Raw genomic sequence first — 25262 nt, 5'->3', positions numbered from 1 at the left:
GGCCGTCAGCCCTTCACGCCGCCGGCGGTGAGCCCCGCCACGATGCGCCGCTGGAAGATCAACACGAGGACCACGAGCGGTATCGTGACGATCGTGCCGGCGGCCATCACCGCCGTGTAGGGCTCCTGGTGCGGCTGCGACCCGGCGAACGAGGCGATCGCCACGGTCACCGGCTGTGTCGCGTCGCTCGAGAGCTGCGACGAGATGAGGTACTCGTTCCAGCTCGAGATGAACGCCAGGATCGCCGTGGTGAACACCGCGGGCGCCGCGAGCGGCAGGATGATCCGCCGGAACGCCTGCACCCGGGTGCACCCGTCGATGCGGGCGGCCTCTTCGAGGTCCCACGGCATCTCGCGGAAGAACGACGCGAGCGTGTACACGGTCAGGGGCAGCACGAACGAGATGCTCGGCAGGATGAGTGCCTGGTACGACCCCATCCAGCCGATGTCGGTGAACAGCTGGAACAGCGGCGAGATGAGGGCGACACCGGGGAACATCGACGCGGCCAGGATCGCACCGGCGATGAACGACTTGCCGCGGAACTCGAGCCGGGCCAGCGCGTACGCCGCCGTGGTGCCGACGAGCAGGGCGATGACGGTCACCGCGACGCCGATGAACACGCTGTTCAGGAGGGCTCTGCCGAGGTGGTTGCCCAGTGCGGTCGAGAACGCGGTCGCGTAGTTGTCGAGGGTCACGTGGGTGAACCACGGGGTGGCGTCGAACGTGTACCCGACCTCGCGGAAGCTCGTGACCACCATCCAGTAGAACGGCAGGAGGCACCAGACGGCGATGACGACGGCCTGCACGGCGGTCCGGAGCTTCGGGCCCGTCCGGCGTCGGACCCGCACGTCGGGACGGTCCGTCGCCCGGTCGCGGGTCGCGGCGGTGCGCCGGGGACGATCTGCTGCGAGGGTCACTTGAGTTCACCCTTCTGCTGGGCTGCCTGCGTCTGCACGACGTTCGCGCCGAGGAACCGGACGAAGACGAACGCGACGATGAAGACGATGAGGAACGTGATGGTGGACAGGGCGGATGCGGCATTGAACCCCTGCCGGATCTGGTCGACGACCAGCACCGACAGCGACACGGTCGCGTTCCCGGAACCACCACCACCGCCGGTCATGATCGCGATGAGGTCGTAGATGCGCAGGGCATCGAGGACGCGGAACAGGATGGCGACCATCAGGGCCGGCCGGACGAGCGGCAGCGTGATGAGGAAGAAGCGTTGGAGCGTCGAAGCGCCGTCCATCTTCCCCGCCTCGTAGACGTCCTCGGGGATGAGCTGCAGGCCCGCGAGGATCAGCAGCGCCATGAACGGCGTCGTCTTCCAGGTGTCGGCGATGACGATGGCGAACCGTGACGCCCACTCGTCGGAGAACCAGAGGACCTGGTGCCCGATCACGTGGTTGAGCACGCCGTTCGCGTCGAAGATGAAGTACCAGAGCTTCGCGGTGACGGCGGTCGGGATCGCCCACGGCACCAGGATGGCGGCGCGGACGAGGGCGCGGCCCCTGAAGTTGCGGTTCATGATGATCGCCATCCACAGACCGATGACGGTCTCGAGGACCACGGTCACGATCGTGAAGAAGAACGTGTTCCCGAAGGCGACCCAGAACTGGGAGCCGAGGTTGCCGGGTGGGCACGCGACGTCCCCGCACCGCTGGCCGAGCCAGTGCACGTAGTTCGTGACTCCGGCGAAGCCGCCCTCGACGAACAGACCGGTCGCCTTGTCGAGGCCCTGGTCGAGCTGGAACGACTGGATGACCGCGCTGACCACGGGGTACCCGATGACGACCGCCAGGAGCACGATCGTCGGGCCGATGAGGTACACGGCCCACCGGCCGTGCTCGGCGTTGAGCCCGCCCTTGCGCCGCTGGGGCTTCGGTTCCGTGCCCGTCGGGTTCGGGACGGCTGCGGGGATCTCGGTTGCTGCTGACACGTGTCGGCCTCCTTGCCGGGGGTGTCGGAACGCAAGTGGGGACGGAGGGGAGGCCCGTGGCGGACCCGCCACGGGCCTCCTGTCCGGAAGGTGCGGCGGAAGCCGCGGTGCGGCCGCTAGCTCCCGCTGTCGGTCGCGGCCTTGAGGGCGTCCTGCATGTCCTTCATGGCTTCGTCGACCGACTTCGACCCCTTGAGCGCCGCGTAGGTGTTGTCCTGGATCGCCTTCGTGACGGCCGGGTAGAACGGCGTGACCGGGCGCGGCTCCGCCGACTCGATCGACTTGAGCAGCGTCGGCAGGTAGGGCAGCTGCTTCGTCAGCTCGGGGTCCGTGTAGAGGTCACCGACGACCGGTGCGAGCGAGCCCTGGGTCGCGAAGAACTTCTGCGTCTCGTCCGAGGTCAGGAACTCGAGGAAGTCGTGCGCCGTCGCCTTGTGCTTCGAGTACACGCTGATGGCCGCGTTGTGCCCACCGAGCGTCGAGGCTCCGACGCCGTCGGCACCGGGGATCGGCGCGATGCCGAAGGTGTCCTTGACCTTCGACGAGCCGTCGGTCTTGGCGAGGCTGTAGACGTAGGGCCAGTTGCGCAGGAACAGCAGCTTGCCGTCCTCGAACGCGGTGCGGCCCTGCTCCTCCTGGTAGGTGATCGCCTCGGCCGGGATGTTCCCGTCCTGGAACGCGTCGACCAGGTTCTGCAGACCAGCCTTCGCCTTGTCGGTGTCGACGTCGGGAGCACCGTCGCTGCCGAGCACCGAACCGCCGGAGCCGTTGATCGCCTCGGACGCGTTGACGGTGAGGCCCTCGTACTTCGCGAACTGCCCCGCGTAGCAACCGATGCCGGCGGCCTTCGCGATCGTGCAGTCGTCCATCATCTCCTTCCACGTGGTGGGGGGCGTCTTGACGAGGTCCTTGCGGTAGTAGAGCAGCGCGCCGTCCGAGGTCTGCGGCGCGGCGTAGAGGGTGTCGTTGTAGGTCGCGGTCTTCACCGTCGACGGCAGGAGCTTCGAGGTGTCGAGCTTCATCTCGCCGGTGAGCGGCGTGAGCCACTTCTTCGCGGCGAACTCGGCGGTCCAGACGACGTCCACGTCGACGACGTCGTAGTTCTCGTCCTTGGCCTGGAAGTGCTGCACCAGGTCGTCGTGCTGCTGGTCGGCCTGGTCGGACTGTTCCTTGAAGGTGACCTTCTCGTCCGGGTGGGCCTTGTTCCACTTCGCGATCAGCGGGCGGACGACGTTCGAGTTGTCCTTGCCCTGCACGTAGGTGATGGGTCCGCGGCTGTCCTGGCCGCTCTTGGCGTCGTCGTCCGCCGAACTGCCGCTCGAGCATCCGGTGAGCACGAGCCCGATGACCGCGACCCCCGCAACGGACGCGAACCGCACCCTGGCGCGTGTTGTCTTCACAGCGTTGTCTCCTCGTTGAGATCACCAGGACGGCTCGGTCGGAGCACGACACCGCTGCCCTGGAGCAGGCGACACTGCCTGCTGGAGGAGGAAGCTACGCCCGGTCCGACCGGAGCGCAACCGGTTGCATCGGATCCGTGACCTGAGCGTGACCCATGAGCTTCCCGTGTCTTCCTGGGTGAGCGCTCACCCTCGTCCGGGGCACACGCGCCGTGCGGAACCCCGCACGAACCCCGCCACTGCGCCGATCTCCCGTTGTCGGCCGCTCCGGGCCGTCGTAGCGTCCCGCACATGGCCATCCCCTCCACCGCCGCCACCGTGCCCGCACCGCGCCGGGTGATCGGCGTCGACCTCGACGCCCCGCTCCCCCGGCTCGTCGCCGACGAGACCGGCGCGTCCGCCATGGTGATCGGCTACCGCGGCGGCCACCCCACCGGCACGCTCGACGTGCTGCTCACCGACGACCCCGCCGACGCGGCCCGCGCGCTCGAGGCCCTGCAGGAGACCGTGCTGGCTGACGTCCCCGTCGTGGCCGACGAGGACCTGCCGACCATCTCGGTCGTGGTGTCCACCGTCGTCGACCGCGTCGAGGACCTCGGCAAGCTGCTCGACGTCCTCGAGCACCTGGACTACCCGCGGCACGAGGTCATCCTCGTCGACAACCGGGTGCGCGTCCCCGCCGGTGACGCGCTGCCCGCGATGCTGGCCGGGCGGGACGTCCGTCTGGTCGAGGAACGTCGCCCGGGCCTGTCCGCCGGTCGCAACGCCGGTGTCGCCGCCGCGACCGGCGACGTGATCGCCTTCACCGACGACGACGTCCGCGTCGACCCGCAGTGGCTCCGCGCGATCGGTTCGCGGTTCGTCAGCGAGCCGGACCTGCAGGCCGTCACCGGCGTGATCCTGCCGAGCGAGCTCACCACCCCCGCGCAGATCTGGTACGAGGCGTACTACGGCGGGTTCAGCGCCGAGCGCACCTTCTCGCCCGTCACGATCGTCCCCGAGGACGTCCCCGGCACCATGCGGCACGCCCGCGTCCGTGCCCTCACCCCGTCGGGCCAGGTGCTCAAGCGCTTCGCGGTCTACGGCATCGGGGCGTACGGCGCCGGCGCGAACATGGCCTACCGACGCACCCTGATCGACACCGTCGGTGGCTTCGACCCCACGCTCGGCGCCGGCTCCCCCGCCCGCGGCGGTGAGGACCTGGCGATGTTCGTCGAGACGCTCTGGCGCGGCGGGAGGATCGGCTTCGAACCCCGCGCGGTCGTGCACCACCGGCACCGTCAGACCATCGAGGACCTGCACAAGCAGCTGCACGGCAACGGCGTCGGGTTCACCGCGCTGATGTTCGCGCTCGCCGCGAAGGACAAGCGGCACGTCGCCGTCCTCGCCCGCCTGATGCCGCTCGCCGCGAAGGTCAAGTCGAAGCAGATGGTGTCCCGTCTGGCCGGGCGCCGCGACGCCGCCACCGAGGTCACGAACGAGGCCTCGACCACACGCATCCCGAAGACCCTGGCGTACCACGAGTTGCGCGGCTTCCCCGCGGGTCCGGCCGCCTGGTTCCGGAGCCGTCGTCGCTGGCGCGACGTCGAGGCAGGACGGTTCCGGCCCTAGCCGGTCCCCCGCGCGGAACGGGAGGCCCGTGGCAGCGTCGCCACGGGCCTCCCGTCCGTTCTGCCGCGCACGCGGAACGCGACTGAGCACGCGTCGATCGACGCGTGCTCTGTCGCAAAGCCGGTGCCGGCGTACCCGCCTCAGCGCGCGGTCAGCCGCCCGGCCAGGTACCGCCACGGCCCGCCCAGCGCGGCCACGAGTTCAGCGCGCTTCAGCCCGCGCGTCGCCTCGGTGAACTCGGCGTCCACGGGCCAGCCGCCGATCGCGTCGACCGGGCGATCGTCCGCTCCCTGCCCCAGGGCACCGAGCCGCCGCACCGCCCCGGCCGCCCGCCGCAGCACCGCGAACGCGGTCGACGGCCGCAGGACGAGCTTCGTCACCCACGCGCCGAGGCCCGTGCCGTAACCGATGGCCTGCGACCGCAGAGCGGCACGGTCCTTCCGGTGTTCGTGCCACACGACGGCCGAGGGCTCCACGGCGAGCGCCCCACCGGCGAGCAGGACCCGGGTGAACAGGTCGGGGTCCTCGCCGGCCCGGGCCCGGGTGCCGGGGCCGAGGGCGACGTCGAAGCCGCCGAGCTGGCGGACCGCGTCGCGGCGCACGGACATGTTGGCCCCCGTGCCGAAGGCCCCGACGGTGAACGGGAACAGGGGTTCGTCGACCGGAGGGCTCGCCGTGCGGAGGACCCGGCGCTCGAGGTTCCGGGCCCAGGTGACCCGCTCGTCGAAGTAGCGCTGCGTGGGGGTGCGGAGCTCGCCGCTCGGTACCAGTCCGGTGACGCACCAGACGTCGCTGTCCCGCTCGTAGGCGGCGGCGATGGCGGCCATCCAGCGCGGGTCGGCGACGACGTCGTCGTCGATGAAGGCGACGACCGTGCCGGACGCGAGCGCGAGGCCGGCGTTGCGGGCACGCGAGACTCCGGCGCGGGGCTCGAGGACGTAGTGCACCCGCGGGTCACCGAGCGCGGCGACGACGTCGCGCGTCCCGGTCGTGACCGGCGCGTTGTCGACGACGAACACCTCGAAGTCGTCGTACGCCGACGCCAGGACGGACCGGACGGCGCGGTCGAGTGACGCGGCGCGTTCGCGCGTGCCGATGACGACCGAGACGCGTGCGCCGGATGCGGGCGCGTCGACCGCGGGGCCCGGTGCCGGCAGTCGGCGCAGGACGGGTCCGAGCTCGGCCGGGTCCACCGCCCCGCCCTCGTCGACGCGCACGTCCACGAACCCGGCGACGTCGTCGCCGTCGCGGACCATCAGGCGTGCCCGGCGGAAGCCGGTGGCGCCGGCCAGCTGGACGGTGTCCGCGGCGAGCGCGGCGGACCGGTCGACGGCACCGACCCAGGCGGCTCCGGCCCAGGTGGGGGCGTGGGTCGAGGGCATCGCGGGCTCGAGTGTCAGGGCTCGGGCCGCGGTGGTGGTGTGGTCGGTCATGCTCGTCCCGTCGGGCCGCTCTCATCGGGTGGACCTGGCCATGGTCACCGGCCGACGACAGGGGGTCAACGGCGTTGCTCGGAGGATGCGGGGAGCCTGCGGTTTGCCGCCAGTAGAGTGGCGAACACGCCGGGCGATCGCCCCGGTGCGCACCGGCTGCCCGCCGAGCACGAGGAGGACGCATGCCCCAGGCTCGCACGACGGCCCGGCCCGGCCCGACCAGGCGTCCGCGGCCGCAGTTGCACCTGGTGCCCGAGACCTCGGGGGGTCTCCTCACGCTCGTGGCCGACGACGACGCGACCGGGTCCGGCTGCTCGAGCTGCGGGCACGCCGAAGGGGCGCACGAGCACTACCGTCCCGGCACCGACTGCGCCCTCTGCGACTGCCCGAAGTTCCGCCGCAACCGCTGACCGGCCCCGCGTCCGATCGGTCCGAGCGGCCGGTCTGCGGGAAACCGCCGTTCCCCCGCACCCGCCCCTGACCGGCCTTGTCGGGGTTCCCGGGCCCGCTTAGCGTCGCGGACATGGCCATCTCCCCCACGCCGCTCGCGTGCATCGTCCTCGCCCACGAGGACCCGACGCACGTCCGTCGTCTCGTGGCGGCGCTCGACCCGTTCCCGGTGTTCCTGCACTGCGACGCGAGCACCGACGACGACGCGTTCGCAGCGATGACGGCCGACCTGCCCGAGCGGGTCCGTGTGCTGCCCCGGATGCGCACCGGCTGGGCGAAGTGGGAGAACGTCGCGGCCGAGGTCGCTGGCTACCGTGCTGCCCTCGCGGAGACCGACGCGACGCACGTGGCCGTGCTGACCGGCAGCGACTACCCGTTGGCCGGTGCCGCGGAGATCGCCGCGGTCATGACGGCGAACCCCGGTCGGTCGTTCGTCGACGTGCAGCCGCTCCCGCACCCCGCGTGGGGTCGTGACGGTGGCCGTTCCCGCGTGCGTTTCCGGCACTGGGCGTGGCGGAAGCACATGCTGCGCCTGCCGATCCCCCGCAGGGCGCCGCGCGGCGTCGTGTTCGGCGGTGGCTCGCAGCTCAAGGTCCTGGCGCGGCACCATGCGCAGGGCGTCGTCGACGTGGTCGACGGCCGGCCGGACCTGGTGACCTTCTGGGAGCGTGTGTGGATCGGTGACGAGACCTTCGTGCCGTCGGTGTTGCTGACCCCGGCGTTCACCCCCGACTTCGCCGACGCCCACGTCGCGCACCCGCTGTGGTGGATCGGGTGGGACGGCACGAAGCAGAAGAGCCCGCCGTGGCTCGGGATCGAGGACGCCGGACGGGTGCTGGAACGCCGTGCCTCGGCCGACCAGTCCGCCCCGTTCCTGTTCGCCCGCAAGTTCTCGACGGAACGCAGCGGCGACCTGCTCGACGTCGTCGACGCCGCGTTCGGGCTGCGCACCGGTGCCCGACGCGACGACGAACCGGCGGTGGTGTCGCGGTGACCGTCCCCCAGACCCGACGCGAGGCCCGTGCAGCCGAGGCCGCCGTCGAGCAGCCCGCCTCGCCCGGAGCGCTCTCCACGGACACCGGTTCGACGGCGGTGGCCCGCGGCTCGTCGGTGCTGTTCGGACGCGGCCTGCTCTACGTCGTGGTGTGGTCGATGCAGCTCGTCGTGAGTTCGCTCATCTCGCCCGTGCTGGCGCACCTGATGCCACCGGCCGAGTTCGGTGTGCTGGCCTCGGCGATCGCGCTCTACCAGGCGCTCGTGGTCGTCGCGGTGTGCGGCATCGACCAGGCGGCGGTGCTGCAGCGGGCCGAGGACGGCGACGACCGACGGGCGCGCGGCCTGCTGTTCGTCGGCATGGTCACCGCCGTCACCGTCACGGTGTTCGCACTCGTCTCGATCCCGCTGTGGGGGGACGCCGCGGGCTTCGTCGACCAGCACCCGCTGCTCCTGGTGGCCGTCCTGTGGACCGGGCCCGCCGCGATCGTGCAGCTCTCCCTCGCCCTGCTGGTGGCACAGGACCGCATCCGGGTCTTCGCGGTGACGAGCCTGCTGTCGTCGGTCGGCGGGTCGGTCATCGGCCTCGGGCTGCTGGCCGCCGTGCACGCCGACGCCACCACTTACGCCTGGGGCGGCGTCGTCGCCCAGGGCGTCGCGATGGTCATCGGCATCGTCGCGACCAGGCCCCGGTTCCGTGGCCTGTTCGACCACCGCACCACCGCTCGCGCCTTCCGGCTGGGCGTCCCGATCGCGCTCGGCAGCCTGTCGTACTTCGTCCTGAACGCCGGCGACCGGCTCGTCGTGCAGCGCCTGCTCGGTGCCGACGAGGTCGCCCGCTACCAGATCGCCTACGTCGTCGGGTCCGCGGTCATCCTGCTGCTGACCTTCACGAACCAGGCGTGGGCGCCGCACTTCGCCGCCCTCCGCGACGCCGTCGCCCGTCGTCGGCTCGCGATGCACGCCCGCGACGAGCTCTACGTGCTCCTCGCCCCCGTGCTCCTCGCCGTGACGCTCGTGTCGCCCGTGGCCCTGCCGATCCTCGCGCCGGCCTCGTACCGCGTCGAGTCGCTCACCGTCGTCGTGTTCGTGGTCGCCCTGACCGCGTTCCCCGTGGTCGCGAGCGGCGCCACCGGCCGACTGCTGCTGGTGGAGCGCCGCGGCGTGACCGTGGGAGTGATCGGTGCGGTCGCCGGTGTCGTCAACATCGCCGCAAACCTGGTGCTCGTGCCGCTGACCGGCATCGTCGGCGCCGGCATCGCGACCGTGATCGCCTACGGGATCCTCGCCGTCCTGCAGCAGGCGGCGCTCCCGGACCGCCGCGAGTGGCGGGGGCCCGGACGCGGGGTGCTGCTGGCCGTCGGCATCGCCCTGGTGCTCGCCGCGGCGTCGCTGCTGGCACCGCAGGACCTCACCTGGAACATCGTCAGGGTCGTCGGTGTCGTCGCCTGCATGCCCTGGTTCTTCCGTCGACTGCAACTCGCCCGCGGAGGCTCGGCATGACCAGTCCCACCGCCCACCGCACACTCCGTGTCGTCGTCGCCACGAACGGGCTCACCATCACCGGCGGCGTCGAGCGCTGCGTCCTCGAGGACGTCGGCGAGCTCGTGTCCGCTGGGCACGACGTCGAGGTCTGGCACCGCCCTGCGCCGACCGGTCGCCCGGACGACGGCCGTGCGCCCTTCGACCGTCTCGGTGTCCGGCTCCGCCCAGCACGGGACTACTCCTTCTCGGTGCGGACCGCACCGCGGGACCTGCTGCGCTTCGTCGGCGAGGGCCTCCGCCTCCGCCGGTCCCGCCCCGACGTCCTCTGGCTGAACCGGCCGGAGTTCCTGCCGTGGGGCCGCGTCGTGTCGTTCGTGTCCGGCGTCCCCCTCGCGGTGCACCTGCACCACGCCCCGAACTACCGCCGCCTCGGGCCGTTCGCGGGGGGCCGGACGCGGTTCTTCGCGGTCTCCACCGCGATGGCGCGGGCCTGGACGGCAGCCGGGGCACCGGCCGACCGCATCGACGCGGTGCCGAACGGCGTCGACACCTCGGCCTTCCCGCTGGCCACGCCCGCCAGCACCCGCCGCGCCCGTGCGGCGCTCGGCATCGACGACGACCGCCCCGTGGTGCTCCACTACGGTCGCCTCACGCGTTCGAAGGGCGTGCTCGCCCTCCTGGAGGCCTGGGGGCGCGTCCACGCGTCGACCCGCGTCCTCGTCGGGCACGGCACACCGCCCGCCCCGGCCCCGGTGCTCGTCCTCGCCGGAGCGCTCTCCGCCGCCGACGCCCCCGCGGTGCGCCGCGCGATCGCGGCGCTGCCACCGGGGTCCGTCATCGTGGTGCCGGAGCGCGACGACGTCGTCCCCGTGCTGCACGCCGCCGACGTCGTGGTGGCGCCCTCCATCGAACCGGAGGGCTACGGCCGCGTCGTCGTCGAGGCGATGTCGACCGGCCGCCCCGTCGTCGCGGCCGCATCGGGCGGCACCGCCGAGATCCTGCGCGGCGAGTGGGCCCGGTTCACCGTCGAACCGACCGACACCGACGCGCTCGCCGACACGCTGATCGAGGCACTGCACGCGAGCGGCACCGAGCCAGGCCTGGCGGACCGCTGCCGAGCCTGGGTACGGGACCACCACGGCCGTGACCGTCACGTCGCGGCGCTGCTGCAGGCACTCCGCGACCACGCGGAGCACTGAGCGTCGACCACGCCCCGGTCTCGGTGCGGGGTCCGGAGCAGCTCAGTCGGTCGGGGCGTCGGACGGCAGCGTCGCCGCGGGCGCGGCCCCGGCAGACGGCACGTCGATGGTCAGCCAGTCGATGAGCAGCGAGCCCTCGGCGTCGGCGGGCGGGTCCCCACCGTTCGAGCCCGCCTGGACGACCAGGTGCATCGGTGCCGTCGGGATGTTCTCCGTCGTGGTGCCGACGACCTCGTCGTCGACCAGGAACGACATCCGCTCGGGCGTCCACTCGATCGTGTAGGTGTGCCAGTCGGCCAGCGAGGCCGAGGTCTGCTCGTGGACGCACTTCTCGGCCGGATCGGACAGGCAGTGCACGTTGAGCCAGGCCGGCGCACCGAGTGCCCCCTCCGGGAAGTCGATCTCACCGTCCGACCACAGGTTCTGATCGCTCCACAGCAGGACGGCGACGCCGTACCCGTCGACCTCGTCGCTCTTCATCCGGATGCTGTAGCGGCCGGAGGTCTGTCCGCCCCAGTGCCCGTCGACGAGCGGCACCACACCGCCGGCGAGCGGGACACCGGCGCTGGTGGTCCGGAGTCGCACGTCGAGCAGGCCGTCGTGCGTGGACAGCGTCGACGCCTGGTACCGCCCGGTCCCCGCGGTGTCCGCGAAGCCGTGGTACGCGACGAAGCGCTCGGCGTACCGCGACTCGAAGGTGCGGTTCGTGGCGGTGTCGGCGAAGTCCTCGCCGAACACCCGGGTCCACCCGGCCGGCTGGTCGGAGGGCATCGAGACGCCACTGGGATCGTCGAGGGTCACGTCGTCCCCGTTCGCGGTGGTGGTGGCGGTCGCGGTGCCGGCGACGATGCCGGCGGCGGCCAGGAGCGCACCGGCGGCGAAGGCGGCGCGTCGTGCGCGGCGGCGCGGCGGGCGGTGCCGGGACAGGCCGCGTCCGTGTGCCGGTGCCGCGCCGTTGGCCGACGCCGCGTCGTCGGCGACGTGTTCCGACCACGTGGGGCGGGCCTCCTGGCGGTCCCCCTGGTCGTCGGTCATCCGGTCGTCCAGGCGCGGAGCTCGGAGAGTCCGACGTTGCCGGTGCTGTCCGAGACGCCCGTCACCGTGAAGCGCACCCACGAGACGCTGCGCGGGGTGAAGTCGACGGTCAGGGCGTCGCCGCCGTCCGGCAGGGAACCGACCGCGACCTGACTGCCGTCCGAGAACGTCAGGATCCCGCTGGTGACCTGGTCGGCGCTGTTCGGACGGTCGTGCAGCACGATCCGGCCGAGGCGCTGCGAGGCGGCCCAGTCGAGCTGGATCCAGACGCCGGTCCGCCCCCACGGGGCGACCCACTCGGCGGTGGTGTCGGCGGGGTAGCCCGAGACGACCCCGTCGACCGCCTTGTCGACCGTCTGCCCGGTGGACGCGTCGTCCCACGCGGCCGTCGGCACGGCCGAGGCGGTGACGTCGGATGCCGTCGGCGTCGGATCCGGGGTCGGCGTCGGGGTCGGGGTCGGCGTCGGCGTCGGCGTCGGCGTCGGCGGCGGCTCCGGGGCGAACGCCCGGATCTCGGCCAGACCGACGTTCCGTGTCGTCCGGCTCACCGAGCCGACGGTGAACCGGACCCACGTGACGTGGCGCGCAGCGAACGCCACGCGCTGCACGGCACCGCCGTCGTCGAGCGCCGGGACGGCCACGCTCGAGCCGTCCGAGAAGGTCAGCGTGCCGCCGGTGACCCGGTCGTCCCCGTTCGGCCGGTCGGCGAGGTCGACCTCGTGCAACGTGGTACCCGCGGCCCAGTCGAGCTGGATCCACGTCCCGACGCCGCCCCACGGGGCAGCCCACTCGGCCGTCGGGGCGTCCGGGTAGCCGCTGACGACGCCGTCGACGGCCTTGGCGGCGGTCTGGCCGTCGGCCGGGTTCTCGGCGCTCGCCGTGACCGATGCGCCGGAGGTGACGTCGGTGCCGTGCTCGGGCAGCGGGTCCGTCGGCGGTTCGGTGGACGACCCGACGGTGTACTGCCGGCTCAGCCAGGAGCCCTCGGGGCGGGACGCGCACGCCGAGGTCGACGCGCAGGTCTCCCCGTCGTGCGCCGCGTAGGCGAAGAACGCCGCCGACTTGGCCGCGGTCTGTGCCGCCGTCAGGTTCGAGGGTCGGTCCGCGATCGGGTAGCCGAGGTACCCCGTGAAGGTGTGGGACGTCGCCGACGCGGCCTGGGCCTCGGCGGCCAGGTAGGCGACGGTGTGGTGGTCACTGTGGTCGCCGTCACCGTAGGACCCGCCGTGGTCGAGGGTGTGGACCTCGGTGGGCGCGTAGTCGGTGAACAGTCCGCCGACGGTCGCGCGCAGGTCGGCGAGGGAGTACGACGCCGGCTGCGACGCGTCAGCGACGGTGTGGATCGTCGGGATGTGGCCCTGGTACAGCTTCTCGAGGCTCTCGTCGTCGTCGGCCGCGAAGCCCGAACCGTCGACGTCGCCGTCCGGCAGCTGGAGGAACACCAGGCTGAGCGCCGGGTCGGTGGCCAGGGTCTCGGTGTGCAGTGTGCGTCCCGCGACGGTGGCCTGTCCGGTCGTCCAGACCGGGTCGACGCCGGCGATCTCGGCGTAGGACGCCATCAGCCCGTCCTGACGCGCCTGCCAGTACCAGGCGGGCTTGCCGGCGTCGCCAGCGGTGACGACCACGGAGCGGACGCACTTGCCCGCGTCGACGTCCGCACGGAGTTCGGTGCCGGAGAACAGCAGGTCGTCGTCGGCGTGCGCCACCAGGGTGAGGACACGACCGGCGCTGCAGTCGACACCGGCCGGGCCGGGCACCGCCGGACCACCGCCCTCGGAACGGCTGGTCGGCGTCGATGCCGAGGCCGCAGCACGCGTCGCGTCGAGGGCCGGGGCGGCGAGCGCCACCAGCGCGAGGACCGCCGCGGCGGACGCGGCACCGATGCGCCACGCCCGCCCGGTCCGCCGACGGTCAGTCCGCGGCATGCGCGAGGCCCGCCTGGGTGATCCGGTAGACCGTCGTGGTGCCGGAGCCCCACACACGCTTCCAGTACGGCGAGTCGGCCATGGCTGCCCGGACCCGCTGGTAGTCGACCTCGGTCTGGTACCCGTAGCGCTCGTCGTACGCGCCGAACGGCTCCGCGACCATGGCGTAGTACTGCGTGGCCGGCCACTCGAGCACCAGCGAACGGGTCATCTCGGAGACGTCGTCGACGGCGTCGTAGCCCCGGGGTCCCGGGTAGTCGCCGAGCACCTCGCGGGACAACCAGCCCACGTCGAAGTAGCGCGACCCGGTGTTGCTGGGGACGGCGTTCGCCGAACCGGTCAGCAGCATGACGGAACCCTTCGGGGCGGTGGCGTCGTAGAACTGCGTCGCGGCGGACTGGCTGCGCGGGGGCACGCGGTTCCAGTCGAGGGCGGTCTGGCCGAAGGCGCCGACGGCGACCATCGCGGCCACGGCGGCGGCGGCGAAGACGGCCGTGACCGCCGTCGGTCGGAAGGTGCGCTCGAGCAGCTCACCGGCCCACGCGAAGCGGCCGCTCGGCCTGGGCAGGCCGGCCGCCAGGATCGCGATCCATGGTGTCGCGAACAGCACGACCCGGAAGATGCCCTCCTGGCCGTAGTTCGTCGCGACGAGCAACGAGATCGGGCTCGCGGCGGCGGTGAGCAGGCCCCAGTGCACGCGGTCACGACGCATGAGCACGGTGAGCACCGCCACGAGGCCGAGCACGATGAGTGCCACGGCCGGCACGTCGAACGCGAGCCGGGTGACGAGCGGTTTCGGCAGCACCGTCATGTCGTGCGACGGCGGCTGCACGTTGTCGAGCACCTTGCCGACCGCCGCCAGGGACAGGAACTTGCCGAGCACGTCGCCGTTCAGCATCGCGAACCCGATCGCCGGCACGAGCACGACGACGGGCAGCCACCAGGGGCGGAGCAACCGGAACACGACGAGGGTCACGAGCGCCGCGACCGTCAGGTAGGGCGAGATCTGGTGGGTCACGACGAGCAACATGCCGATCGCCGTGATCGCGATGATCCGGGACAGGCCGACACGGCGTGGACGGAGCACGGTGGTCCGCAGGCCGTCGTCGGTGGTCACGGCGGTCCGGCGCAGCGGGCCGACGGCGAGCACCAGGATCACCAGGGACATCAGGATGCCGACGGACTGGGGCGAGAAGTACGTCGTGTTGAGCGAACCGGTCATCGCCGTCAGGAACGCGGCGATCCACGGACGACGGTTGCCCGGCAGCCAGTTGGCGGCCAGGACACCGACCGCGATCGTCGTGCTGAAGGCGAGCAGGACGGGGACCCACGCGGCGATGGTCATGGCGTTGTCGATGCCGCCGACGTCCGCGACCCAGGCGCCACCAGCGAACAGGCCGGACCACGTCTGGAAGATGTCGGCCGTGGGGTTCGTCCCGCCCCAGCGTCGGATGTACTCCAGGACCCCGATGTGCCGGGCGGCCGCCATCACGGTCGGCATGCCGTAGGTGATCGCCTGGGCGAGCTGGATGCTCCCACCGAGCACCACGACGGGGACCGCGAGTCCGCGGCCGCGCACCACGGCGACGACGGCGGCCGCGACGACGATCGCGAGGCCGATCACCAGGCCGGGGCCCAGCGATCCGAACAGGCCGTCGGGCACCGGATCGCCGACGTGGGTCAGCGCGGCGACGACGATGACGAGCAGACCGGCCACGGAAGCGGCGGTCACGGTGTGCGTCGGTGACCACCGGCGCGCCGGTGCGGCACCGTCGGTGGGCAGCAGGCGGGCGCGCCGGAGTTCGGCGAGGTCCCGCGGCACCGCGATCGCCAGGGCGAGGGCGGTGAGCACGACGACCCCGACGAACGGCACCGTCGGTTCCCAGATCCGGAACGTCGCCATCGTGTAGCCGATCGCGATCGTGCCGACCAGCGACGCCGTGACGGCGAAGACGCTGAACCGGGCGAGCGGCATCGGACGGACGAGCAGGAGCGGTGCGACACCGAGCAGCGCGAACAGGAAGACGCCGATCGCGCTCCCCCGCAGCACCGGCAGGTCACCGACGGCGCCGACGACCGCGACGAGCAGCGTCGCGGTGACGAGCCCCGCGGCGCTCAGGCGGGTGAGCGGCCCCATGGCGTCCGCCACCACCGGGCGGCCCGAGCGGGTACCGGCCAGGCCGTGCCGGAGCTCGTGACGACCGCGTGCGGTGCGGTCGATGGTGCCGCCACCCCGCAGGCGTTCGACGAGCGCCAGGACGGGTGCGGTGAGCACCGACCGTCGTTCGACGCCCCGCAGCCGCCGTTCGGTCGCGGCGAACTCCGCGTCGACCGGGTCCGTCGCGCGGGCCCGGTCCGTGCGGGTGTCCCCGGCGACGTCCGACGCACGGTCGCCCTGTTCGAGACCGAGCCGGGCGAAGGCGTTGATCGCCTCGGGGGCCGCGTCCACCGAAGCGGTGAAGGTGTCGCGGTCGAAGGCGTTCTTGGTCATCCAGGCTCCGAGTCCGTGGCCGTGGGCAGCGGCGGCCGCGCGGAGCGACGCGACGTCGTCCGCCGATCGCTGCCACGCGATGGCGGCCGGTTCGACGGCGATCGCGGATCCGGCGAACAGCAGTCGTGTGAAGAGGTCGAGGTCGTCGCCGCCACCGACGCTGGTGCCGGGACCGAAGGCGGTGTCGAACCCACCTATCCGGAGCGCGGCCGCACGGCGGACGGCGAGGTTCGCGCCGGTGCCGTACGCGGCGGCGGCGAAGGGGTGCAGCGGCAGGTCGTCCACCGCGTCGTCGAGCCGGAACACCCGACGACGGACGGTGCGCGCCCCCGGGGTGTGGGCGTCGTGCCAGCGCTGTGCCGGGGTGCGGAGTTCCGCACTCGGCACGAGACCGGTGACGCAGTCCACGTCGTCAGCGGCCGCGAAGGCACGGGCGACGGCGTCGACCCAGTCACCGTCGACGACGGCGCCTTCGTCGACGAACGCGACGACCTCGCCCGAGGCGGCGAGCAGACCGGCGTTCCGCGCGGCGGCGAGCCCGTCACCCGGCGCGGCGATGGTGGTGACCCGGCGTCCGCCGATGTCGACCGTCGCCACGCCCTCGTCGTCGGCACCGCGGGAGACGACCACGACGTCGAAGTCGGGGTACCGGTTCGCCAGCACCGAGCGCATGGTCGTGCCGGCGGCGCCGTCCGTGCAGAGCACCACGGTGACGGACGGCAGCACCAGACCTGCTGCCGGCCGACGCTCGGGGGCCGGCATGGGCCGGATCGCGCGCTGCAGCGCGCGGACGTCGATCGTGCCGCCGATGCGACGGCGTTCGGTGATCTCGGTCTCGACGAAGCCGAGCGGCTCACCGCGGTCGCGGACGAGCAGCCGGGCACGCCCGTACCCGGCCGATCCCTGCAGGGCGATGACGTCCCGGTGGCTCGACGCGTGCACGTCGGCCCGGTCCACCTCGCCGATCCAGAGCGCGCCGTCCCACGTGGGGACGAGCGGTCCGCTCACGATCGGCGAGAGGACCATCGCCAGGGTCGCGCGGGTCACGGCGTCCCCACCGTCTGCGGGAGCGGGGCGGGTGCCGGCGGGGTCCGCACGACGAGGGTGCCGAGGACCCGGCCGACGGCGTAGCCCGCGACCGTCGAGACGACGGAGAGCGCGATGGCGTACGCCCGCAGGCCTCCGCCACGACCGACGTGGCGGAGTTCCCGCAGCACGGCGCCCGGGATCACACGGGTCAGGTAGGTCGACTCGCTGGCGAGCGAGTCCCCCGTGCCGACCCGGCGGCTCAGGACGGCCTTCGAGATGCCCTCGTAGTAGCTGCGACGACGCAGGTACCGCATGGTGACACGGTCCGGTGAGACCCGGTGCGACACGTTCGACCGCGGTTCGTGGCGGATCCGCGCACCCGGACGGGCCTGGGCGATGCGGATGCAGAGCTCGGTCTCCTCGCACCCGAGCGGCTGGTTGCCGACCCGACCGATGCCGGAGCGGAACCCGCCCGCGAGCAGGATCGCGTCGCGGCGGAAGGCCATGCTCGAGCCGATCACGTTGCGGACGTCGCCGGGGGTCTCCGGCAGGCCGCGGTACGAGCAGCCGACGATCCAGAGCAGCTCGTCGGCGTACGGGCCGGCGCCGGTGGCGGTCGGCCAGGACGGGGTGGCGCGGCCCCCGACGCCGACGACCTCGGGGTCCTCGAGCGCGGTGAGCATGTGCCCGAGCCAGTCCGGGTCCGCCGTGGCGTCGTCGTCCAGGAACGCGACGACGTCGGCGTCCGTCAGGGCGACGCCCGTGTTCCGGGCACCGGACAGCCCGCGGTCCTCGGTGTTCGGGACGATGCGGAGTCCGGGCCAGCGGGCCGCGGCGCGCAGCAGGAGCTCGGGCTCGTGGTCGATCACGACGACGACCTCGGGCGCCTCGGGCTGACGCCTGGCCGACTCGACGCTGTCCTGCAGGTCGCCCCAGCGCTGCTGGGTGTAGGCGCAGATGACGACCGCGACGCTCGTCACGCGACGTCCTCTTCGAGGATGCCGGCGGTCGCGGCGACGGGGGTGCCGACCGGAGCGTGCCCGGCGACGTGCACCGGAGCGTGCCCGGCGGCGTGCACCGGAGCGTGCCCGGCAACGAGCTGCTGGGCCGGCGGCACGACGCTCATCGCCGCCCGGCGGACCTCGGCACGGCCGATGGCGGCGCGACGGCGCTCGTGCATGATCGACTTCAGCACGCGGATGCCGTCGGTCACGGCGTTCAGGTTGCTGGAACCGTGCACGCGGAGCTTCTCGTGGCTCGGCACCTCGGTGATCGCGAGTTCGGCGGCCGACCAGCGGCAGGTGAGGACGGTCTCGATCTCGAACCCGTCGCCCCACAGCATCGAGCCGTCGGCCGGCTTCGGCAGCTCGGACGACAGCAGACCGATCTCCGGCAGCACGTCGGCCCAGAAGGCGTTGTAGCCGTAGCAGAGGTCGCTGTAGCGGGTGCCGAGGATGACGTTGCAGAGCAGGTTCAGGCCGCGGTTGCCCATGTTGCGGACGATCGTGATGTCGTCGCTGCCACCGCCGAGCGAGTACCGGGTGCCCTTCGCGACGTCGGCGCCCTCGACGAGTGCCTGGACGAACCGAGGGATCTCGTCGGGGTCCGCGGAGCAGTCGGCGTCGAACATCACGACGACGTCGCCGGTGACGGCCTCGAACCCGCACGCCAGGGCGTTGCCCTTGCCCTTGCGCGTCTGGTGCACGACGCGGATGCCGGGCATGACCCGCTGGGCCGTGGCGATCGTGTCGTCGACGGAGTTGCCGTCGACCAGGATCACCTCGTACACGGGCGGGAGCTTCGGGAGGATGATCTCGAGGTTGCGGGCCTCGTTCCGCGCCGGGATGACGACGGAGACCCTCGGATCTGCAGGGCGGACGGTACGTACGGGCATGGCGCGGTCCTGTCGGGTCAGGGTTGCTGTCGGGTGGTGGCTCGTCGAGACGAGCGGTGCGTCCTCGGATGACGCCTCGACGACGGTGATCGTCGTCGGTCGAGCAGCGGGACGCGGGTACGACGCCGCCGGCTTGCCGCGGGTGAGTGGGTACTCTCCCCCGCGGTTCCAACCATCGCCGTGGCCGGCGGGAGGGTCAATGCACGCTGCGGTCCCTTGCGGACACCCGGGTGCGGATACGGAAACCCGCAACGCTCGCGCAGGTGGGCCGCCGGGCGCGGCGGCCGACGGGTGGTGGACGAGCCACGAGCGGACGGGAGGCGCGGTGCCGGCCGGCCCCGCGCCTCCCGTCCGCTTCCTGGTCGCGACCACCGCACCCGGTGCGCGGCCGCTCAGCTCCGGGGTGCGTGCTCCGTCGCGAACGCGGCCCGCAGCGCCGTCGCGAGGTCGGCGACGTGCGGTTCCCGCAGCAGCGAGCTGTGCTCGGCGGCGATCCGTACCGTCTCGGTCTCCCCGCGCAGCAGCGCGGACCAGCCGGCGGCGTCGGGGTTCGCGTCGGCGAGCACGTAGGTGGCGCGCCCGTGGAACGGCGTCGGGTGGTGCCGTCTGGTCACGAGCTCGGCCTGGTCGAAGAACGCGTCGAAGTGTCGCTGGCCGCCGTGACGCAGGACGCCGGCCGTGTAGGCCCGGAGGCGCTTGGCGACGTGGTCGCCCCACGACGTCCCGGACGGCAGCACGCGCCGGAGTGCCCCGTCCACCCGCTGCCGCACGGCCCGCACGGTGGGGTTGCGGTGCTCGCGCGGCCCGAGCCGACCGAAGTGCAGCCGAGCGGTGTCGGACCCGGTCCGCGGCAGGTACGTGTCGAGGAGCGCGAGGTGCTCGACCTGCTCGCCGCTCTCGGTGAGCAGCCGGGCGATCTCCAGCGCGACCAGTCCGCCGAGCGAGTGCCCGACGAGCACGTACGGTCCCCGGGGCTGGACGATGCGCATCAGGGCGACCCAGCGGCGGGCGCTCCGCTCGATGGTCCAGTCCGGCACCCCGCGGCGTTCGAGCCCGTGCTGCTGGAACGCGTACACGTCGTGCTCGGGCAGGTGGCGCGACAGCGGCAGGAACGTCAGCGCCAGGGCACCGCCACCCGCGAAGCAGAACACCGGCGGACGGCCGCCCTCGCGCGCCTCGGACACCTTCACGACGTCGGGGTGCCTCGGCAGCGCGCTCGTCCCGCTCCGCACACGGCGGGCGAAGGCGCGGAGCGTCGGGTGCTCGAGCACGTCGGACGAGCGCAGGTCGACCCCGAGCCGGTCCTGCACGACGGCGAGCATCTCCTCGGCGGACAGCGAGTCGCCGCCGAGCGCGGAGAAGTCCTCGTCCAGGTGCACGCCCCGCAGACCGAGCACCTCAGCCCAGATCTGCCCGACGACGAGCTCCCACTGGTCGTACTCACCCTCGACCATCTCGGTCTCGACGCTCGGCGCCCCGGGGAGTCCGGCCCGGTCGACCTTGCCCCGCTCGTTCCGCGGCAGTTCGGTCATCGGCACGATCGACGCCGGCACCATGTACTCGGGCAGCCGGTCGCGGAGTGCCCGTCGGAGCGCACCCGGTGCCGGGGTGCGGTGCCCCGGGCGACCGACCACGTAGGCGACGAGCCGGGTGACGGAACCGGGATCGACCTGTGCCGTCACGACCGCGTCGTGCACCTCGGGGACCGCGCGGAGCGCCGCCTCGACCTCGCTCGGTTCGACCAGGTAGCCGCGGACCTTCACGGCGTCGTCGGACCGGCCGAGCAGCACGAGCCGGCCGTCGGGGTCGACGCGTGCCAGGTCGCCCTGCCGCCAGCTCGGGGTCCCGACGGGGATGCCGACGGCGGACTCGGCCTCGCCGGTGCGACCGGCCCGTTCGGCGGTCTTCTCCGGCGCGCCCCAGTAGCCCGCGGTCAGGGCGTCGGAGACGACGACGAGCTCGCCGGTCTCCCCCGGGTCGGCCCGGCTGCCGTCCTCACGGAGCACGAGCACGGTCTTGCCGGGCAGTGGCCACCCGGCGGGCACCACGCCCTCGGGCACCGGCTCGCCCGGGGCCACCGGGCAGTACGCGACGCATGCCGTCTCGCTCGAACCGAAGGCGTTCAGGAGCAGCGTGTCCGGGTCCAGGTGCGGTCGGGCTGCGGCGAGGTCGGCGCCGGTGACGGGTTCGCCCGTGGTCATCAGGAAGCGCAGGCCGCCGAGCACCGGTGCGGTCCCGGCTGCGGTCCCGTGCGCTCCGGGGGCGTTCTGCGACCCGACGATCGAGCGCAGCAGGTGCGGGGTGCAGACGAGCACGTTCACGCCGTCGTCCCGGAACCGTCCGAGCAGCCGTTCGACACCGAGGTCACGCGGCTCGAGCAGCACGATCGTGCCGCCGCACAGCAGTGTGTCGAACGAGAACAGCAGCCCGGCCGCGAACGACAGCGGCAGGACCACACCGAGGCGGTCGCCGGGGCCGAGGCCCAGGGCGAGGGCGTCCTGCTCGGCGTTGGCGATCTGCTGCCGGTGCGTCAGGACGACGCCCTTCGGCATGCCGGTCGAGCCGGAGGTGAAGACGATCGCGAAGGGGTCCCGCCCGCCGGGGGCGCCTGCGGTGTCCGTCGTGGGGGCACCACCGGGTGCGGTTGCGGTGTCCGTCGCAGGGGCATCGCCGGGTGCGCCCACGTCCAGCAGCTCGCCGAGTGCGTGCACCCGGCCGTCCCGCTCCGCGACGACACCGGCGGCCGGTGCCGCTCGTTCGGTGTCGGCCACGATCTCGTCGACTCCGGCGAGCCGGGCCACGTGCGCCAGCCGTGCGGCGGGCAGGTGGTCGTCGAGCACCACCACGGTCCGTCCGGCACGCACCAGCGCCAGGATCCCGATCACGGCCTCGGTCGACTGTCCCGCCATCAGCCCGACCGGCTTCGACGCCCCGCCGGGGGTCTCGTCCACGCCGGCGCCGCTGTGGTCGTCGGGCCGGAGCGTCACGGTCAGGGCTGCGGCCAGCGCGCGGGACGCCCGGTCCGCCTGGGCGTACGTGTACGGACGGCCGTTCCCCGCGAGCGCGGCGGCGTCGCCCCGGAGCGCCACCACGCGGTCCCAGCGGTCCAGCACGGAGTGGTCGGCCGCTGCGGGGACGGCGGCTGGGTGGTGCCAGGGATCGATGGTCGTCAGCGGGTCGGCGGAGGTCACGATGACACCTCGGGTGCTCGGCAGCGGACCGCCACGACTCCCGCGACGGTCTTCCGACCGTAGGACCGCGCTCCCGCGCACGCGAGCAGGTGCCGGGTGGGTGCGGGGAACCGCAACCCGGCCTGGAGGCGCGGCCCGCGCCCGCCACGGAGGCTGCGGATCCGGACCGATCGGTGTCCGCCGCCCTGGGCAGTTCTCGCGCAGCGGTGGCTCACCGCTCGGGGATCGTGCGGTTCCGCGCAACCGCCCCGCGGAACGAGAACAGCCCCCGGGAGATCCCGGGGGCTGTTCATCGAGTGCTGGGGTACCTGGACTCGAACCAAGAACGACGGTACCAGAAACCGCTGTGTTGCCAATTACACCATACCCCAAAAGGCCTGTCGGCCTTCTGGCCCGGTCACCCGGGGCACGATCAACTACTGTACAGCATCCCGGAGGTCCGTGAGACCACCAACCAGGTCTCGGTGCACGGCAGCAGCGGTCGCGGCGCCGTGCCCGGCGGCGACGATGAGCTGTTCCGGGCCGGGCGGCGTGACGTCTCCCACGGCGTAGAGCCCCGGGACCGATGTCCGGCCGACCCGGTCGACCACCAGGAGTCCCTGCGGGTCGCGCTGCAGGCCTCCGAGCGACCCGGGCGTGTCGGCGTCCGCGGTCGTCGTCGTGCTCCCACCGGCGCTGGCCCTGGTGCCCGTACTGGCGCTGGTGCTCTCGCCGGCGCCGGCGCCGGCGCCGGTGCCCGTGCTGGTGTGCAGCCAGTCGAGGTCCGCGTGCCAGACCGGGCGGACGAACCCGCCGGCGCGTGGCTCGACGTGGCCGTCGGCGAGCCGGACGCCGGTCATCCCGGTGCGGTCCCCCTCCAGGTCCTCGACGGCTCGCTCGTCCACGACGACGCCAGCCGCGGCCAAGCGTGCGCGACCAGCATCATCGATCGGCGCGATGCCGTTCGTGTAGACGATCAGGTCGTCCGTCCACGACGCGATGAGCAGCGCGCGGTCGACCACGTCGTCGGTCTCGCAGATGAACGCGAGCGGCTGCCCGGCCTTGTCGTACGCATCGCACTCGACGCAGCTGTGCACCGCCGTACCGTAGAACGCGCGGAGCATCGGCAGTGCCGGGAACTCCTCACGCAGCCCGGTGGCGACGACGACCGTCCGGGCGCGGGCGTCGAGCTCGGTGCCGCGCCACGAACCGTGCACCCGCCAGGCGTCCCTGTCGGGGTCCCGGGACACCAGGTCGACGACGGACTGCACGACCGTCGCCTCCGGGTAGCCCTCGACCTCGGTCCGGCCGAGCTTCCGGAGCTCGAGCGGCGAGATGCCGTCCCGTGTCAGGAACCCGTGCGACCGCAGGGTGGCGGCGTTCCGGGGCCGGTTCGCGTCGACGAGCAGCACGGTTCGCTTCGCCCGGACCAGGTTGAGCGCCGCGCTCAGGCCGGCCGGCCCGGCGCCGATGACCGCCACGTCGTGCACGAACGGCACGGCCTGCTCGGTGCTGCTCACGGTCGGTCAGCGCGCCGCGAGGGCGCGGAGCCGGGTCAGGGTGGACTCCTTGCCCAGGATCTCCATCGACTCGAACAGCGGCGGGCTGATCCGACGCCCGGACACGGCGACGCGCAACGGTCCGAAGGCCACGCGGGGCTTCAGGCCGAGCTCATCGATGAGGGTCGCACGGAGCGCACCCTCGATCGACTCGGTGGTCCAGTCCTGCACCCCCTCGAGCGCCGCGATGCTCGCCGTCAGGACGGTCGCCGTGTCGCCCTTGAGCGATGCCAGCGCGTCGTCCTCGACCACCAGATCGGCGTCGGCCGTGAACAAGAACCCGAGCATCGCCGGTGCCTCACCGAGCAGCTGCATGCGCTCCTGGACGAGCGGGGCGGCCTTCGTCAGGACCTCGAGCTGCTCCGGGGTCGCCGAGTCGCTGACGAACTCCGTCAGGTACGGCAGCAGGCGCGACCGGAAGTCGTCCGGTGCGAGCAGCCGGATGTGGTCCCCGTTGATCGCCTCGGCCTTCTTGTGGTCGAAGCGGGCCGGGTTCGGGTTGACGTCGGTGACGTCGAACGCCGCGACCATCTCGTCGATCGAGAACACGTCGCGGTCGGGGCCGATCGACCACCCGAGCAGTGCCAGGTAGTTGACGAGCCCCTCGGGGATCATGCCGGCGGCGCGGTGGTGGAACAGGTTCGACTCGGGGTCACGCTTCGAGAGCTTCTTGTTCCCCTCCCCCATCACGTACGGCAGGTGTCCGAACACCGGGATGGACGGCGCGAGGCCGATCTCGTACAGCGCCTCGTACAGGGCGATCTGTCGCGGGGTCGACGACAGCAGGTCTTCACCACGGAGCACGTGGGTGATCCCCATCAGGGCGTCGTCGACCGGGTTGGTGAACGTGTAGAGCGGCTTGCCGTTCGGGCGGACCACCACGAAGTCCGGGAAGGTGCCCTGCTTGAACGTGATCTCGCCGCGCACCAGGTCGTCGAAGCTCAGGTCGCGGTCCGGCACACGCAGACGGAGCGCCGGCTCGCGGCCCTCGTCACGGAAGGCCTGGCGCTCGGCGTCGGTCAGGTCACGCTCGTGGTTGTCGTAGCCCTGCTTGGGATCACGACCGGCTGCCTTGTTGCGGGCTTCCATCTCGTCCGGCGTGACGAAGGACTCGTAGATGTGTCCGGACGCCTTGAGCTCCGCGATCACGTCGTCGTAGATCGCGGTGCGCTCGGACTGCCGGTACGGTCCGTGCTCGCCACCGGCGTCGACGCCTTCGTCCCAGTCGAGCCGGAGCCAACGGAGCGCGTCGAGGATCTGCGCGTACGATTCCTCGCTGTCGCGGGCGGCGTCGGTGTCCTCGATGCGGAACACGAGCTTGCCGCCGGTGTGGCGGGCGTAGGCCCAGTTGAAGAGGGCGGTGCGGATGAGCCCCACGTGCGGGGTCCCCGTCGGGCTCGGGCAGAAGCGGACGCGGATGTCGGAGCCGGAGGCGGTGGTGAATGGCGCAGTCATGACCCGCCAACCCTACCGCGGCACCCGCCTGTCCTTCCTGCGCTGTGGATGACGCAGAACAACCCCGTGAACGCAGAAAACCCCTGACCATGAATGGTCAGGGGTTCCCTGTTGTTGCTACGTTAAGTCCGGCGGCGTCCTACTCTCCCACAAGGTCCCCCTTGCAGTACCATCGGCGCTGAGAGGCTTAGCTT

Annotated in this window: 17 protein-coding genes and 1 tRNA gene; 5 read left to right on the top strand and 13 right to left on the bottom strand. The window is 72.6% G+C overall.

Annotation, left to right across the window (positions count from 1 at the left end):
- Positions 1–5: 5 nt before the first annotated feature.
- The 3 genes from ITJ50_RS10340 to ITJ50_RS10330 form a co-directional block, all read right to left on the bottom strand.
- Positions 6–917 (bottom strand): carbohydrate ABC transporter permease, encoded by a 912-nt coding sequence (locus tag ITJ50_RS10340; RefSeq protein WP_159557891.1) that lies wholly within the window; start codon positions 915–917, stop codon positions 6–8.
- On the bottom strand, positions 914–1939 hold the full coding sequence (locus ITJ50_RS10335) for a carbohydrate ABC transporter permease (RefSeq protein WP_017887131.1): 1026 nt from the start codon (positions 1937–1939) through the stop codon (positions 914–916). The genes ITJ50_RS10340 and ITJ50_RS10335 overlap by 4 nt, the downstream gene beginning before the upstream one ends.
- 116 nt (positions 1940–2055) lie before the next feature.
- Complete coding sequence (locus ITJ50_RS10330; protein WP_040419670.1) at positions 2056–3339, bottom strand: ABC transporter substrate-binding protein; 1284 nt, start codon at positions 3337–3339, stop codon at positions 2056–2058.
- Positions 3340–3630: 291 nt separating this feature from the next.
- Between ITJ50_RS10330 and ITJ50_RS10325 the strand changes: the two genes are divergently transcribed.
- Complete coding sequence (locus ITJ50_RS10325; protein ID WP_052481843.1) at positions 3631–4950, top strand: glycosyltransferase; 1320 nt, start codon at positions 3631–3633, stop codon at positions 4948–4950.
- A gap of 140 nt (positions 4951–5090) precedes the next feature.
- On the opposite strand, the gene ITJ50_RS10320 is transcribed toward ITJ50_RS10325, so the two are convergent.
- Positions 5091–6383, bottom strand: coding sequence for a glycosyltransferase (locus ITJ50_RS10320; RefSeq protein WP_056069007.1), 1293 nt, complete (start codon positions 6381–6383; stop codon positions 5091–5093).
- 182 nt (positions 6384–6565) lie between these two features.
- Here ITJ50_RS10320 and ITJ50_RS10315 point away from each other — a divergent pair, with 182 nt between their 5' ends.
- The 4 genes from ITJ50_RS10315 to ITJ50_RS10300 all read left to right on the top strand — a co-directional run bounded on the left by ITJ50_RS10315 (position 6566) and on the right by ITJ50_RS10300 (position 10510).
- Positions 6566–6793, top strand: coding sequence for a hypothetical protein (locus ITJ50_RS10315; protein WP_194590450.1), 228 nt, complete (start codon positions 6566–6568; stop codon positions 6791–6793).
- A 113-nt stretch (positions 6794–6906) separates the two neighbouring features.
- Entirely contained in the window at positions 6907–7827 is a 921-nt protein-coding gene (locus tag ITJ50_RS10310) for a beta-1,6-N-acetylglucosaminyltransferase (protein ID WP_017887126.1), read from the top strand.
- The gene (locus ITJ50_RS10305) at positions 7824–9329 is read left to right on the top strand and encodes a lipopolysaccharide biosynthesis protein (protein ID WP_194590449.1); all 1506 of its coding nucleotides are present in this window, start codon (positions 7824–7826) and stop codon (positions 9327–9329) included. The genes ITJ50_RS10310 and ITJ50_RS10305 overlap by 4 nt, the downstream gene beginning before the upstream one ends.
- Positions 9326–10510 (top strand): glycosyltransferase family 4 protein, encoded by a 1185-nt coding sequence (locus ITJ50_RS10300; RefSeq protein ID WP_071251625.1) that lies wholly within the window; start codon positions 9326–9328, stop codon positions 10508–10510. The genes ITJ50_RS10305 and ITJ50_RS10300 overlap by 4 nt, the downstream gene beginning before the upstream one ends.
- A 42-nt stretch (positions 10511–10552) precedes the next feature.
- Here ITJ50_RS10300 and ITJ50_RS10295 read toward each other — a convergent pair whose 3' ends face one another.
- From ITJ50_RS10295 to gltX, 9 genes are all read right to left on the bottom strand, one after another.
- Positions 10553–11545 (bottom strand): glycoside hydrolase family 16 protein, encoded by a 993-nt coding sequence (locus tag ITJ50_RS10295; RefSeq protein WP_052481845.1) that lies wholly within the window; start codon positions 11543–11545, stop codon positions 10553–10555.
- Complete coding sequence (locus ITJ50_RS17445; protein ID WP_228500784.1) at positions 11542–13470, bottom strand: PIG-L family deacetylase; 1929 nt, start codon at positions 13468–13470, stop codon at positions 11542–11544. The genes ITJ50_RS10295 and ITJ50_RS17445 overlap by 4 nt, the downstream gene beginning before the upstream one ends.
- The gene (locus ITJ50_RS10280; protein ID WP_194590448.1) at positions 13457–17008 is read right to left on the bottom strand and encodes a glycosyltransferase; all 3552 of its coding nucleotides are present in this window, start codon (positions 17006–17008) and stop codon (positions 13457–13459) included. Before ITJ50_RS10280 ends, ITJ50_RS17445 begins: the two co-directional genes overlap by 14 nt.
- The gene (locus ITJ50_RS10275) at positions 17005–17970 is read right to left on the bottom strand and encodes a glycosyltransferase family 2 protein (RefSeq protein WP_071251622.1); all 966 of its coding nucleotides are present in this window, start codon (positions 17968–17970) and stop codon (positions 17005–17007) included. Before ITJ50_RS10275 ends, ITJ50_RS10280 begins: the two co-directional genes overlap by 4 nt.
- Positions 17967–18884, bottom strand: coding sequence for a glycosyltransferase family 2 protein (locus ITJ50_RS10270; protein ID WP_194590447.1), 918 nt, complete (start codon positions 18882–18884; stop codon positions 17967–17969). Before ITJ50_RS10270 ends, ITJ50_RS10275 begins: the two co-directional genes overlap by 4 nt.
- 392 nt (positions 18885–19276) lie before the next feature.
- Entirely contained in the window at positions 19277–22075 is a 2799-nt protein-coding gene (locus ITJ50_RS10265) for an alpha/beta fold hydrolase (protein ID WP_194590446.1), read from the bottom strand.
- A 299-nt stretch (positions 22076–22374) separates the two neighbouring features.
- Positions 22375–22446: transfer RNA gene (locus ITJ50_RS10260), tRNA-Gln, on the bottom strand.
- A 45-nt stretch (positions 22447–22491) separates the two neighbouring features.
- On the bottom strand, positions 22492–23574 hold the full coding sequence (locus tag ITJ50_RS17890; RefSeq protein WP_194590445.1) for an NAD(P)/FAD-dependent oxidoreductase: 1083 nt from the start codon (positions 23572–23574) through the stop codon (positions 22492–22494).
- A 6-nt stretch (positions 23575–23580) separates the two neighbouring features.
- On the bottom strand, positions 23581–25068 hold the full coding sequence (gene gltX, locus ITJ50_RS10250) for a glutamate--tRNA ligase (RefSeq protein WP_194590444.1): 1488 nt from the start codon (positions 25066–25068) through the stop codon (positions 23581–23583).
- Between the last annotated feature and the right edge of the window lie 194 nt (positions 25069–25262).

The sequence above is a fragment of the Curtobacterium sp. VKM Ac-2889 genome, assembly GCF_015350855.1.
GTDB lineage: Bacteria > Actinomycetota > Actinomycetes > Actinomycetales > Microbacteriaceae > Curtobacterium > Curtobacterium poinsettiae.
The sequence above is the reverse complement of the archived record's forward strand: the minus strand, read 5'-3'. Positions and strand labels throughout refer to the sequence as shown.

Bases quoted from the DNA above. Each gene is read 5' to 3' on its own strand.
- ITJ50_RS10325 (WP_052481843.1), top strand. From the start codon at position 3,631: ATGGCCATCCCCTCCACCGCCGCCACCGTGCCCGCACCGCGCCGGGTG.
- ITJ50_RS10320 (WP_056069007.1), bottom strand. From the start codon at position 6,383: ATGACCGACCACACCACCACCGCGGCCCGAGCCCTGACACTCGAGCCC.
- ITJ50_RS10315 (WP_194590450.1), top strand. From the start codon at position 6,566: ATGCCCCAGGCTCGCACGACGGCCCGGCCCGGCCCGACCAGGCGTCCG.
- ITJ50_RS10310 (WP_017887126.1), top strand. From the start codon at position 6,907: ATGGCCATCTCCCCCACGCCGCTCGCGTGCATCGTCCTCGCCCACGAG.
- ITJ50_RS10300 (WP_071251625.1), top strand. From the start codon at position 9,326: ATGACCAGTCCCACCGCCCACCGCACACTCCGTGTCGTCGTCGCCACG.
- ITJ50_RS10295 (WP_052481845.1), bottom strand. From the start codon at position 11,545: ATGACCGACGACCAGGGGGACCGCCAGGAGGCCCGCCCCACGTGGTCG.
- ITJ50_RS17445 (WP_228500784.1), bottom strand. From the start codon at position 13,470: ATGCCGCGGACTGACCGTCGGCGGACCGGGCGGGCGTGGCGCATCGGT.
- ITJ50_RS10270 (WP_194590447.1), bottom strand. From the start codon at position 18,884: ATGCCCGTACGTACCGTCCGCCCTGCAGATCCGAGGGTCTCCGTCGTC.
- gltX (WP_194590444.1), bottom strand. From the start codon at position 25,068: ATGACTGCGCCATTCACCACCGCCTCCGGCTCCGACATCCGCGTCCGC.